This is a genomic window from Bacteroides galacturonicus (assembly GCF_003096855.1).
GTDB classification, from domain to species: Bacteria; Bacillota; Clostridia; order Lachnospirales; family Lachnospiraceae; genus Lachnospira; species Lachnospira rogosae.
Window position 1 is genome coordinate 158,340 of record NZ_QEOA01000005.1, and the last position, 14,407, is coordinate 172,746.

At 37.7% G+C, this 14,407-nt stretch carries 13 protein-coding genes; all 13 read right to left on the minus strand.

All coding sequences use genetic code 11. The annotated features are described in order from the left end of the window. Positions 1-166: 166 nt before the first annotated feature. The 13 genes from C7390_RS07560 to C7390_RS07620 all read right to left on the minus strand — a co-directional run bounded on the left by C7390_RS07560 (position 167) and on the right by C7390_RS07620 (position 14,405). Positions 167-2,257: a heavy metal translocating P-type ATPase gene (locus C7390_RS07560; RefSeq protein WP_116443890.1), complete on the minus strand. Its 2,091-nt coding sequence runs from the start codon at positions 2,255-2,257 to the stop codon at positions 167-169. A gap of 60 nt (positions 2,258-2,317) precedes the next feature. Next, a complete protein-coding gene (locus C7390_RS07565) occupies positions 2,318-2,602 on the minus strand; it encodes a DUF6110 family protein (protein WP_116443891.1) in 285 nt (94 codons plus the stop codon). 145 nt (positions 2,603-2,747) lie between these two features. Next, entirely contained in the window at positions 2,748-3,206 is a 459-nt protein-coding gene (locus tag C7390_RS07570) for a Fur family transcriptional regulator (protein ID WP_022502304.1), read from the minus strand. A 14-nt stretch (positions 3,207-3,220) separates the two neighbouring features. After that, positions 3,221-3,352, minus strand: a complete 132-nt coding sequence (locus C7390_RS07575) for a FeoB-associated Cys-rich membrane protein (protein WP_022502305.1) — start codon at positions 3,350-3,352, stop codon at positions 3,221-3,223. 123 nt (positions 3,353-3,475) lie between these two features. Next, complete coding sequence (feoB, locus tag C7390_RS07580; protein WP_116443892.1) at positions 3,476-5,962, minus strand: ferrous iron transporter B; 2,487 nt, start codon at positions 5,960-5,962, stop codon at positions 3,476-3,478. 107 nt (positions 5,963-6,069) lie between these two features. After that, on the minus strand, positions 6,070-6,288 hold the full coding sequence (locus tag C7390_RS07585) for a FeoA family protein (RefSeq protein WP_022502307.1): 219 nt from the start codon (positions 6,286-6,288) through the stop codon (positions 6,070-6,072). Positions 6,289-6,351: 63 nt separating this feature from the next. Next, positions 6,352-6,561 (minus strand): FeoA family protein, encoded by a 210-nt coding sequence (locus C7390_RS07590; protein ID WP_022502308.1) that lies wholly within the window; start codon positions 6,559-6,561, stop codon positions 6,352-6,354. A gap of 328 nt (positions 6,562-6,889) precedes the next feature. After that, positions 6,890-7,312, minus strand: a complete 423-nt coding sequence (locus tag C7390_RS07595; RefSeq protein WP_055176228.1) for a flavodoxin — start codon at positions 7,310-7,312, stop codon at positions 6,890-6,892. Between the two features lie 57 nt (positions 7,313-7,369). Next, positions 7,370-7,957 (minus strand): DUF3793 family protein, encoded by a 588-nt coding sequence (locus C7390_RS07600; RefSeq protein ID WP_242858643.1) that lies wholly within the window; start codon positions 7,955-7,957, stop codon positions 7,370-7,372. A 30-nt stretch (positions 7,958-7,987) separates the two neighbouring features. Continuing rightward, positions 7,988-8,284, minus strand: a complete 297-nt coding sequence (locus tag C7390_RS07605; RefSeq protein ID WP_055176231.1) for a DUF2325 domain-containing protein — start codon at positions 8,282-8,284, stop codon at positions 7,988-7,990. A gap of 347 nt (positions 8,285-8,631) precedes the next feature. Then, positions 8,632-12,384 carry a phosphoribosylformylglycinamidine synthase gene (locus tag C7390_RS07610; RefSeq protein WP_116443893.1) on the minus strand — a complete coding sequence of 1,251 codons (3,753 nt, stop codon included), beginning with the start codon at positions 12,382-12,384 and terminating at the stop codon, positions 8,632-8,634. 135 nt (positions 12,385-12,519) lie between these two features. Next, complete coding sequence (locus C7390_RS07615; RefSeq protein ID WP_055306737.1) at positions 12,520-13,455, minus strand: M14 family metallopeptidase; 936 nt, start codon at positions 13,453-13,455, stop codon at positions 12,520-12,522. Then, the gene (locus C7390_RS07620) at positions 13,455-14,405 is read right to left on the minus strand and encodes a M14 family metallopeptidase (protein WP_055306738.1); all 951 of its coding nucleotides are present in this window, start codon (positions 14,403-14,405) and stop codon (positions 13,455-13,457) included. Before C7390_RS07620 ends, C7390_RS07615 begins: the two co-directional genes overlap by 1 nt. Positions 14,406-14,407: the final 2 nt, after the last annotated feature.

The window sequence follows — 14,407 nt, forward strand, 5'->3', positions numbered from 1 at the left end:
CTTTATTAGTATTATAATATCAATAACATAAAAAAGGAACACACCAAATGATAAAATATATCAATTAGTGTGTTCCTTTTTATAATTTTTAGTAATTTATATTCTGGGATTATTGCTTCTTACAAGTAATACTTTGCGGCATTATAAATTTCTATGCTTAAGATTATTACTTATGCTCCTCAGCTAAAGTTATATTCTTCATACTATTCATACTGATGAAAAGTGTTGATGTATTATGTAAAAGTGCTGATGTTGTTGGCTGTATTACACCTAATACACCAAGTGCTATAAGTCCTGAGTTGAAAGATACTATAGTTCTGTAATTACGATTAATCTTCTTAATAAGATTATTGCTTAAATCCTTAAGATATATAATCTGCCCTAAATCGTCAGCACTAACTGTAATATCTGCAATTTCTCTTGCTATCTGAGCGCCATCACTTATTGCAATACCAACATCTGCCGCTGACAATGCCGGTGAATCGTTAATACCATCACCAATCATTATAACCTTACGTCCAGCAGCTTTTTCCTTCTCAACAAATGAAGCCTTATCTTCTGGGAGTACTTCTGAATAATATTCATCTACGCCAACCTTGCCTGCGATTGCCTTAGCTGTACGTTCACTATCTCCTGTCATCATTACAACCTTAGATATTCCAAGCTCTTTAAGTGAACTAATTACCTCCTTAGCCTCTGGTCTTACAGGGTCTTCTATACAGATAACCGCCGCAAGCTTATCCTCAATTGCAAGATAAAGATGTGAATATTCTTCTGGAAGATTATCAAACATTTCCTGTCTGCCTTCAGGCACAGTACAGCCTTCATCTTCAAATACAAAATGATAGCTTCCTATTATAGTCTTCTTATTATTTATAGTAGTTGATATACCATGTGCAACTATATACTCAACCTTTGTATGCATTTCTTCGTGGCGTAAGTTCTTCTTAGCTGCTGCATCAACAACTGCCTTGGCCATAGAATGTGGAAAATGTTCTTCCATACAGGCAGCCATTCTTAAAAGCTCATCTTCACTATCACCACTAAATGAATATACATATTTTACTGTTGGTGCAGCCTTAGTAAGTGTTCCTGTCTTATCAAATACGATAGTATCTGCAGCGGCTACTGCCTCTAAGAACTTACCACCCTTTACTGTAATATCATTCTGTCCAGCCTGTCTTATTGCTGACAATACTGTTATTGGCATAGCAAGCTTAAGTGCACAGGAGAAGTCAACCATAAGTATTGATAATGCCTTTATTGCATTTCTTGTAAGAAGATATGTGAGTGCTGTTCCACCTAATGTATATGGAACTAATGAATCCGCAAGATGTTCAGCCTTGCTTTCAAGACCAGACTTGAGCTTTTCTGACTCCTCAATCATCTTAACAATCTTGTCATACTTACTATTACCGCCACTCTGCTTAACCTTTATTGTGAGTCCGCCCTCCTCAATAACTGTTCCTGCAAATACAGCACTTCCTGTATTCTTGCTTACCGGCACTGCTTCACCAGTAAGTGAAGCCTGATTAACCATAGCTTCACCAGTAACTACAACTCCGTCAAATGGAATAACATTACTTACATGAACTATAATTTCATCACCGTTCTTTATCTCATTAACAGGGACTAATACTTCTGTATCGGCTGTCTTAAGCCATACCTTGCTTACATTAAGTGACATAGTCCTTGCAAGATCTCCTACCGACTTCTTATGTGTCCATTCTTCCATAATCTCACCGATTCCAAGAAGGAACATAACAGAACCTGCGGTATTGAAATCATTTCTTAATATAGAAACACCGATTGCTGTCGCATCAAGCACAGGTACTTCCATCTTTCCTTTAAGCAATGTCTTAACACCGCTGCCAATATATTTAACCGACTTTACAGTTGTTACAACATTTCTTACAGATATAGGGAGGAACAGCTTACTTGCTGCTCTTAAGAATACCTTATTAACCAGCTTGTCCTGATAATAAGAATTCATCTCTCTTCCTGAACTGTTAAGCACATCTTCAGGAACTACCACCTGCGAATATGTAAAATGCTTAAGTTCATTAATAATCTGTGCTTTATCGCCTTTAAATTCTATAACAGCATCACAAGTCTTTTCATATACTTTGACAGAAGTCACTGTTTCTATATTTTTAATATAATACTCTAATATATCTGCCTGTTTAAAACTCATATGCTTCATATCCATATGAACTCTTAAACGTCCTGTCATACTGTGTTTAATATAAAATTTCATATTCTGCCTCTTAGCACTTATTCCAGCATATTATTACTGCTCTGTGCTTTCTGTTTCTTCTTATACTTCGTTTAATTCTACTGTATCATCTACAACTTCTTCTGCTGCTTCTCTCTCATCGTTGATAGCCTTAGCCTCCGCATAGATATCACCAGCATTCTCCTGAATTGTTGTTGCTGTCTTCATTACACACTTCTTAGCACGAAGAACTGCTGCTGTACAGTTCGTGTATACCTTCTTAGCATCCTGGCTTGATAATATCTTAATTCCTGCTGTACCAAAAAGTACACCTGCTGCAAATATTCCTGTCTTAACTCCATCGATTTTCTTAAATACGTTTTTCATCTTATCCTCCATTCCCAATTAACATCTGCCTGACGTAATTGACTTTGATTTTTGTTTAGGTATTATCTTATACCATACTTTTTAGTTTTACCACATATTTTTTATTAATTGAGAAACTTTATCAAAAACAGGAGGGACATTATTATTATGGCCCTCCTGTTATACTCTTAACTGTCTTACTGTCTATGTAACCACAAGCTGTTAAACCCTTCTGCACTATCTGGTTCCATTTGCTGGCTGACAGATTGATTACTGAATTATCGTCAAACTCAACTGTGTATGTGTTGTTCATATTACATTCACTTCCACACGATACACGGTACATATTTCTTCTGTTAATAGCACCAATCTCCTCAAGTGTATTAATCATACGGTATACTGTAGCTGTTCCAATATTAGGATCAAGCTTTGATGCCTTATAATATATTTCTTTGCAGCACGAACATTCTTCATTAAGAATAATGTCTAAAAGCATCATTCTCTGTTTCGTTATTCTGCATCCCCTGTTTCTTAATCTTTGCAGAATTATGTCCTTCTGCATTTCGCTTCTTTCATAGCCAACTACTTCAGAAGCATTTTTATCACATGAATAGTATTTCTGCATTAATGCCTCCTATCCTAGTGGCAGCCTCCACAATGACCACAATCTCCACCGCATGAATGTTTGCCATTCTTCTTGCCTTTAACCATTGTATACACAATAGCGGCTACAATTACCACCAATACCACCAATACGATTACTGTACCCATATTAATCCTCCATTCTTACACCAACTCTGACATCTGCCGCTATATCTGATGAATAAAATATATATCCAATCCGCCACTTAGTGACGGATTGAACACTTATATAATTATGATTAGGAAGTAATCTTAGTTAGCTGCTGCTTTCTTGTATTCTTCCGCTTCCTTTGTTGGTCTGAATAAAAGATAAAGGAAACCAGCTACTAATACAAATGCTACAACTGTCCAGATACTAAATACTCCATCAGCGATAAGGCTTCCGATATTGTAGATGCAAAGTGATACTACATATGCAAATCCACACTGGTAACCAATTGCTATCCAAGTCCATTTAGCACTGTTCATCTCTCTCTTAATAGCACCGATTGCTGCGAAACAAGGAGCACAGAGAAGGTTGAATGTAAGGAATGAGAAACCTGCTAACTTAGTAAATGCAAGTGCAAGTGCTGCATATGGAGATACATCTCCACCACCGTAAAGGATACCCATAGTACCAACGATATTTTCCTTAGCTACAAGTCCTGTGATTGAAGCAACGGCTGCCTGCCAGTTACCCCATCCAAGTGGAGTGAATATCCAGCCGATTGCATTACCAATCTTAGCTAAAATACTCATATCAATTTCATCTTCTGCTAACATTCTGAATCCGTCATCAGCAAATCCAAAATATGTTGTGAACCATACAACGATTGTAGAAAGAAGGATAATTGTACCAGCCTTCTTGATGAATGACCAGCCACGCTCCCACATACTTCTAAGTACGTTGCCAACTGTTGGAATATGATATGCAGGAAGTTCCATAACGAATGGTGCTGGATCTCCGCTGAATAACTTTGTCTTCTTTAAAATAATACCTGATACGATAATTGCTGCCATACCGATGAAGTACGCTGATGTTGCAACCCAAGGTGAACCACCAAAGATAGCACCTGCAATCATAGCGATGAATGGTGTCTTAGCACCACAAGGTATAAATGTTGTTGTCATAATTGTCATACGACGGTCTCTTTCGTTCTCGATTGTACGAGAAGCCATAATACCAGGAACACCACAACCTGTACCGATAAGGATAGGTATGAATGACTTACCTGAAAGACCGAATCTTCTAAAGATTCTATCCATAATGAATGCGATACGTGCCATATATCCGCAAGCCTCTAAGATAGCAAGTAATAAGAATAATACTAACATCTGAGGAACGAAACCAAGTACAGCACCAACACCGGCTACAATACCATCAAGAATAAGACCATTTAACCAATCTGCACAACCGATTGCATCGAGTCCGTCACCAATAAGAACTGGGATACCAGGAACCCATATGCCATAATCTGCCGGATCTGGAGCTGTACCATCATATTCGATAGCGAGGTTAATAGCTTCTTTAATATCATCAGCATCTGCTGTGAAATCTTCTGTTGCAAGTGTTTCATCATCTTCTACAGTATAATCAACTGAATCTGATGACTTAACCATAGACTTAAGAGTTGTAAGAGCCTTAACAGCATCTTCTGAGTCATAGTCTTCTGCTTCTGTATCAATAGCATCTGCTATTGCTTCGCCCTTAGAACCAAGGCTTTCTACATATGCTGCAATGATTTCATCTGAATCGCCATATTCGTCAGCTACTTCTTCATAAGCTGAAGTACCGATACCGAAAAGGTGGAAACCATCACCAAATAAACCATCGTTAGCCCAGTCTGTAGCTGCTGTACCAACTGTTACCATAGCAATGTAATATACTAAGAACATAACTACTGCGAATATAGGAAGTGCTAATATTCTGTTAGTTACGATTTTATCAATCTTATCAGATGTTGTAAGCTTATCCTTAGAATGAGCCTTCTTTACACACTCTCCAATAATTGATGAAATGTATGTATATCTTTCATTGGTGATAATACTTTCTGTATCATCATCAAAATCTTTCTCAAGTTTATCAATCTCTGCTGTAACATCAGGTACACTAGACATAAGCTGTCCGATTTTGTCATCTTTCTCTAATAACTTGATAGCGAAAAATCTCTTCTGTTCTTCTACTACATCAAGACCAATCTTATCTTCAACTGCTTCAATAACAGATTCAACTTCATCACTGAATTTATGTGCAAGCTTATTAACCTTCTTAGACTCAGCAAGCTTTACAGCCTTTTCTGCCGCTTCCTTAATACCAGTTCCCTTAAGAGCTGATATTTCAACTACTTCACAGCCAAGCTTCTCTGAAAGCTTTGCAATGTTAAGTTCAATACCATTCTTAGCTAAAAGGTCGATCATATTAACAGCCATAATTACCGGAATACCAAGTTCCATAATCTGTGTTGAAAGATATAAGTTTCTTTCAATGTTAGTACCATCAACAATATTGATGATAGCATCTGGTCTTTCATTAATAAGATAATTTCTTGCTACAACTTCCTCTAATGTATATGGAGAAAGTGAGTAAATACCTGGTAAATCCATAATGGCAACATCTTTATGTCCCTTTAATCTACCTTCCTTCTTCTCTACAGTAACACCTGGCCAGTTACCTACGAACTGGTTAGAACCTGTAAGAGCATTAAACAATGTTGTTTTACCGCAGTTAGGGTTACCTGCTAATGCAATCTTAATTGACATTCTTTTACCTCTTTTCTTAATGAGTTAATAATTAGTTGTAACTTTCTTCATTTAGATTATGCTTGCTATAATTAGTTAATGCTAACCTTTTGGCAAAAAAATAAATATTAATTTACCTCTATCATAGCTGCATCTGCCTTACGAAGTGATAACTCATATCCTCGTACTGTTACTTCTATTGGATCTCCCAATGGTGCAACTTTTCTGACATAGACTTCTACGCCTTTAGTGATTCCCATGTCCATAATTCTTCTCTTAACCGGACCTTCACCATTAAGCTTAGCAACTTTAACAGTCTGACCAACAGCAACTTCCTTTAAAGTCATCTTAATCTCTCCTTCTCATTAAAATATTGTGAATATCTATATAGAGGCTTGAAACTCAAGTCTTTATACCATAATCTTTGAAGCCATATCGCTTCCTATAGCTACTCGTGATTCTTTAATATTAACTATAACATTACCGCCAGTCTTAGAAATGACCGTCACTATAGCTCCAACTACAAAGCCTAGATTCTCAAGAAATCTTCTCGTCTCTTCTTTCCCACCAATCCTTGTGATTGTTGCTGTCTCTCCCTCACCTATCATTGATAATGGCATAACTTATCACTCCTATCTGTATCTATGTTGATAATGTTTTTCATTTGCTACTGTGTTAGTATATACTAACACTTATTAGATGTCAATTACCATTTTAAGAAAATTTTCATATTATTAATTTTCACATAATAACCGCATACATATACAGTAAAATTAATATGTATGCGGTCATTACTCACTTATTAATATTATATTGGGAAGTGTCCAGAATAAATATGTCACTTATTAATATATTCATTATATTACTTTACATTACTTTATATTATGCACATATCTGATTATACGCATACTTTAACTATGCATATTCTTAATTGTACATACACTCTGATTATGCAAGAGAAGCACCAAGATCCTTGCAATTACTTACAGCTTCATCATCAGGAGCTTCATTACAGATTACCGGGTCACAGCTAAGGTCAGCACCAGCATTCCTGCTTCTTTCTGCCCAGTCATCCATCCATTCTCCGCTTCCCCAGCCGTAAGAACCAAAGAGTGCTATCTTCTTTCCTGAAAGTGCCGCTTCACAGTCTGTAAACATCGGCTCAAATTCTGACTCTTCAAGATTTTCTGCTCCCATAGCAGGGCATCCGAAAGCTATTCCGTCGAATTCTGCAACCTTTGCTGATGAGAATTCTGAAGCAGTGAATAATGTTACTTCTGCTCCTTTTTCCTTTGCTCCCTCAGCAACAGCATTGGCCATAGCCTCTGTATTACCTGTTCCGCTCCAATATACAACTGCAACTTTACTCATTATCATTCCTCCATTATTGCTTTAATTTAATGCTTGTGCACATATATGTTGAGTGAATCATATATTCACGGTCAACTGATTTAATGTTCGTCCTCCTATAAAGACCTTCTGATATACCTCAGAACATTTCTTAAATCTTGCAAATGTTCTGACACTTTCCTGTTCATTGTAATATACCTTCCACACACCACAACATTTGCAGTTCTGTCCTTTATTAAAAATGAACTCCTTTACATCTTCTACAGGATATCCAAGAAATAAACCTATCTCGTGTGGAAAACAGGGCTGTGTCATAAGACGTTCCTTAAGTGTATTAATACATGCCTGTATACTTCGTTCTATGTATCCATAGCTGGATAATATATTCCATACATCATCATTATTGACTGCCTTAAATAACATACTTGGTCTGTATACATATATCAATGAACTCATATCTGTCTTTCTTAAGACTTCTATATATACGCCCTTCTCATTAAGGTTCATATTGGCAGTCTTAATCTCAGAATCGAATTCATCTTCTGATACAAATCTATAATTAAAAAGATTAGCCATCTTAATTCCAGCCAATGTAGGTGCACATTCTTTTACAATCTCATTCTCCAGCTTTCTAAGCATATAATCTCCATTCCTTATATTACGCATTACTCTGCCTGCTGTCTGTGTCAGTTACAATTAACAAGCCTTTCCGTCTGCTACATATTCCTGAAGAACTGCATTAAGTGATGAAGCACTGCTTGAATGTGAACGCACAATCCTAATGTCCTTGCTCTTTGCTTCTGTAACAGCACTATGTACCATTTTGTGTGATACTGTGTTAGTAAAAAGTATCATAAGGTCAGGGTTGCCAATTTTTTTGCCAAAGCTACTCTTCTCCTTAACAAATACCTTAGCCTTACAGCCGTGCTGTTTACATATCTTCTCATATTGACATACCATACATTCGTTACCACCAATTATAACTACACTCATATTAGTCCTCCTTATCCTGCGAAATAGATATATAGTATACATCTCACTGTTAGTTTTATTCTAACTTGTGTTAGTTATTACTAACCTATGACTTTTAAATAAACGGGTCGAGGACCCGTTAAATAAATATAAAGGCATATGCGTTAGCTGTTACTAACTATCATTATAATAATCTAACTTAATTATTTTGTCAACAGCTTTTTATTACTTTTTATTATCCTGATTCTACATAAAAAACTCCTGATGTACACTATACAAACCTTTGTCAGTCCAGGATTACTTGTATAATATACATCAGGATTTTATAATTTAGATATTCTGTTCTTACGCACAGATAGTTATTCTATTTACTTAAAGTACTTAACACCAGACTCGAATATCTTAATATCCTGTTCTCCATAGATATTAATAGCTACCGAATCACCACGTCTTTCAGAATGTGCCATCTTACCTAAGCATCTTCCGTCCGGGCTTGTGATACCCTCAATAGCCATATATGAGCCATTGACATTCCATTCTTCGTCCATAGATACATTACCTTCCGGGTCACAGTACTGTGTTGCTACCTGACCATTTTCAAAGAGCTTATCAAGCCATTCCTTAGGTGCAACAAATCTTCCTTCACCATGTGAAGCTGGATTGCAGTATACTCCGCCAAGCTTTGCTTCTGCAAGCCAAGGACTCTTATTAGTAACAACCTTTGTATATACCATCTTAGAGATGTGACGGTTAATTGTGTTAAATGTAAGTGTAGGTGAATTAGAATCCTGTCCTGTTATCTTGCCATTAGGTACTAAACCAAGCTTGATAAGAGCCTGGAAACCATTACATATACCAAGTGCAAGACCATCTCTTTCATTAAGGAGCTTCTCAACTGCTTCCTTCATCTTAGCATTACGGAAGGCTGTTGCAAAGAACTTAGCAGAACCATCTGGTTCATCACCTGCTGAAAATCCACCTGGGAACATAATAATCTGTGACTGGTTAATTGCTTTTTCAAATTCATCAACAGATTCTCTTATGCTTGCAGCATCAAGGTTCTTGAATACTTTGACAATAGTATCTGCACCAGCTCTCTCAAACGCCCTGGCACTGTCATATTCACAGTTAGTACCTGGGAATACTGGTATAAATACTGTTGGCTTCGCAACCTTATTCTTGCATACATATACATTGCCCTTTGAATATACAGGTGACTCAACCCTATCAGTTTCCTTAGAAACCTTTGTTGGGAATACACCCTCTAATGTATCTTTCCATACACTTAATGCTTCCTCAATATTGATTGAAACATCTTCATATGTAAACTTAGCTTCTTCTGTTACTGTACCAACCTTAGTATAAGCTGCCTTAATCTCTAAAAGCTTAGAGCTGTCTACTTCTGCTACTATACAGCCATATGCTGGTGCGAATAATTCTTCCTTTGATACAGATGGCTCAACAGCAACACCAAGCATATTACCAAATGCCATCTTGCTTATTGCTGGAACTAAGCCGTTAGCATCAAGAACATATGCAGACACAATTGCCTTGCTCTTAATAGCTTCGTGGATAGATGAATATAATTCCTTAATCTGTGAGAATACAGGAAGGTCATATTTATCTCTTTCAATGTCAAATCTTACAAGTATATTGCCAGCTTTCTTTAATTCAGGTGTGATAATATCCTGCTCTTTAGCTACATCAATAGCAAATGAGCATAATGTAGGTGGTACATCTATATGTTCAAATGTTCCTGACATAGAATCCTTACCACCGATTGATGGAAGTCCTAAGCCAATCTGTGCCTCATATGCACCAAGAAGTGCTGCAAATGGCTGGCTCCATCTTGAAGGATCTTCTGTCATTCTTCTGAAATATTCCTGATATGTAAATCTAATCTTGCTGTAATCGCCACCAGCCGCAACAATCTTGGCAACTGAGTCTGTTACTGCATACATAGCTCCGTGATATGGACTCCACTTAGAAAGATATGGGTCAAATCCATAAGCCATCATAGTTACTGTATCGCACTTGCCCTTAAGCACTGGAAGCTTGGCAACCATAGCCTGTGTCTCTGTAAGCTGGTACTTTCCACCAAATGGCATAAGTACTGAACCAGCACCGATTGAACCATCAAATCTTTCAACAAGTCCCTTCTGTGAACACTCGTTAAGGTCTGCAAGTGTCTTAAGCCATCTGCCCTTAACATCATCTACTGGCTTAGCTTCAAGGTAATTAGCCTTGTCATCTGGGATATCTACAAGTACTGATGTCTCCTGATGTGCACCGTTAGTATCAAGGAAAGCTCTTGAAATATTAACGATATCCTTGCCTCTCCAGTTAAGTACAAGTCTTGGTTCTTCTGTTACAACAGCAACTTCAACCGCTTCAAGGTTCTCCTCTGTGGCATACTCTAAAAATGCTTTAACATCTGCTGGGTCAACAACAACTGCCATTCTTTCCTGTGACTCTGATATAGCAAGTTCTGTTCCGTCAAGACCTTCATACTTCTTAGGAACTTTATCTAAATCTACTGTAAGACCTGCTGCAAGTTCACCGATTGCAACTGATACACCGCCTGCACCAAAGTCATTACATTTCTTAATAAGCTTAGTTACTTCCGGACGTCTGAAAAGTCTCTGCATCTTACGCTCTGTAGGTGCATTACCTTTCTGAACCTCTGCTCCACAAGTCTCTATAGACTCCTCTGTGTGAACCTTAGATGAACCTGTAGCACCACCACAGCCATCACGTCCTGTACGTCCACCAAGTAGGATAATAATATCTCCTGGATCAGAATTCTCTCTCTTAACTGCGCTTCTTGGAGCTGCCGCTATAACCGCACCAATCTCCATACGCTTAGCAACATAATCTGGGTGGTATATTTCTTTAACATAACCTGTAGCAAGACCAATCTGGTTACCATATGAGCTGTAGCCGTGAGCTGCTTCTGTAACAATCTTTCTCTGTGGAAGCTTGCCGTGAAGTGTATCTGCTACCGGAACTGTAGGGTCTGCCGCACCTGTGATACGCATAGCCTGATATACATATGTACGTCCTGAAAGTGGATCTCTTATAGCTCCACCAAGGCAGGTAGCAGCACCACCAAATGGCTCTATCTCTGTTGGGTGGTTATGAGTTTCGTTCTTGAAGTTTACAAGCCACTCCTCTGTCTTTCCGTCAATCTCAACAGGAACAACTATAGAGCAGGCATTAATCTCATCAGACTCTTCCTGATCTTCAAGCTTGCCTTCTGCCTTTAACTTCTTCATACCCATAAGGGCTAAATCCATAAGACATACGAACTTATCTTTTCTGTCTTTATATATAACAGCTCTGTCAGCAAGATACTTATTGTAAGTTTCTTCCATAGGAGCTCTGTAATATCCGTCCTTAAATTCTACATTCTTTAATTCTGTAGCAAATGTTGTGTGGCGGCAGTGGTCAGACCAGTATGTATCAAGAACTCTGATTTCTGTCATAGATGGATCTCTGTTCTCTTCATTCTTGAAGTAATCCTGAATGAACTTGAAATCCTTAAATGTCATAGCAAGACCAAGTGAATCATATAATTCCTTAAGCTTGTCCCCGCTCATATCCTTGAAGCCATCAAATACAACAACATCTGCTGGTGTATCAAACTTAGTAACAAGTGTATCTGGAAGCTTCTCATCAGCTACTCTTGAATCTACTGGATTGATACAATGGTTTTTAATCTTAGCCTTATCATCATCTGTAAGCTTGCCTGATATAATATAAGTAGTTGCAGTCTTAATTACAGGAGTTTCATTCTCATTAAGGAACTTAACACACTGCTCTGCCGAATCAGCTCTCTGGTCGAACTGTCCCGGAAGATATTCTACAGAAAATACAAAATCATCATCTGAAGCCTTAAATTCATTCTCATACACATCATCAACAGGTGGTTCTGCAAATACTGTTGTAAGTGCTTTCTTATATGTCTCATCAGAAAGATTCTCAATATCATATCTGATAAGCACCCTTACATCTGTAATTGTCTTAATACCGAGATAACCTGTGATTTCATCGTGTAACTCCTTTGCATTAACAGCAAAAGGTTTCTTTTTCTCAACAAAAACTCTTTTAACGCCACTCATTTTAATTATTTCCTTTCTTAATCAGCTGTACTCCTGTCACTACTATTTCAACAAGAATGTAAAATATTTTATCATATCATTACTAAAGAAACAAGACACAAGAACAATGTTATGTATATTTCTATATTGTATACACTATTCATGCATACGTCTTATAATCTTGTATACAACTTCATTACCCATAACAAGAGGGGCTGTATGTGCAAAGAATACTATGCCGTCTGTCGGTGATAATATCTCACTCTTGACATATCCCTCACACGGATCAATAACCTGACCTATTACCTCATTATGGACAACCGGATCCCCCGGTTCTTTAAGCCTTTTGTAAAAACCTGCATCATATGTCTTAACGGCTGATAAATCATACTCGTTAATGACACTTGCTATGTAACCGCTGTGATTATTATATTTTAATATTCCCATTCTCGTAAGAAATCTTAACACTGACGATACTGCCTGTCTTGCAGACTTTTCATCAACAATATCTGTGCTGTTCGTATATATCGAAAAAGCATTTGTTCCATTCATCTGCCAGCTATAATTAAGCGTTGCCGTATCCATAGGCTTTGGCTTTCTTATAACAACATACTGCAGTCCAAAAAGATTGGCAAGGCTCGCACTCTGATAACCCGTTTCCATCATACGTACATGAGGTATGAAATCTCCAGGCATATAAAAGCTTGCAAACTGTATTCCATAGCTGTAGCCCTTACTGCTTTCAAATATTGCAGCAGCTATCTGCTTGGTAGTATCTCCCGCTTCATCACCAGGGAACATTCTGTTAATATCTGTATTATCTACAGGCCAGAACCTTTTTTCAACATTCATAGAAAATCTGTTAGCTGACGGAATTACTAAAATCTCGTGGTTATGCGATATTGCACCTCTCATTTCAAGGTCTTTTAACACCTTTATAAGCTGTGAGCATATATATAACTGCTGTATCTCATTACCCCTCATAGCCCCGACTATGCAGGCTGATTTCTCGCCATGTCCAAATCTATAGCCTTCTATCTCAAAATTCTCTCTGTATATTCCCTTAAGACTATATAAAACTTCTTTTTTCATTACACTCTTCCTCCGTGTACTCTCGCAAGAAGTGCCCCCTTGTATACAACTGGATTTTCCCTCAATGTGAATACAATACCATCTACCGGAGATTCAATATGCTGGATTATCCTTCCCTCTATTGGCTCTATTATGTCGCCTATGGCATCTCCCATATGGATATTGCCACATGAATTAATAGATGGAACAAATATTCCGCTTTCCTTCGCTGTCAGGAAATTAACTTCCCCCTCTGTTGAGATAATAGGCTCTCTGACAGCTATTTTATTATCAGCCTCTGGTATTTCCCATATTCCAAGATTACTCATAAGGTTAAATATTCCATCAATAAGCTGCTGGCTGTATTCCCTGTTAATTCTGTTACCAACGCCCATCTCTGCTACAAGCGTAGGTACACCAAGATGATTAAGGCTGTATGCCAGTGTCGCATCAAGCACTGTTATTGATGAAAATATCCATACAAAATCCGCATTTAACATCTTTGCAAATGGAAGCAGTCTTTCCGCATTTTCTTCATTTAGTCTTACCTGCGGCATCTCTCTTACAAATATATTGCTTGAATGAATATCAAGACAGAAATCACTTCCAATTATATCGTTGACAATTCCTGCCGCAACACTCTCTGCCACAGCTCCATTATTATCACCTGGAAATACCCTGTTCATATCAAGCTCAAACATAGGAATTCCCCTTGAACCTGTATCTATTCCAAGGGGATTTACATCTGGATATATATCTATAATTCCTTTTAATCTTTCCAGATTATTATTAACACGTCTTATGACTTCGTAGCACACATACTGCCCATCAAGCTCATCACCATGTATTCCTGTAACAATAGATATTCTTGGAACAGGCTCGCCAGCATAATCTTTCGGTGTGAGCCTGTTCTTCTTAATAACCATTCTCTCATGCACGGGAAGCTCTATTGAAACAACCTCTTCTATCATAA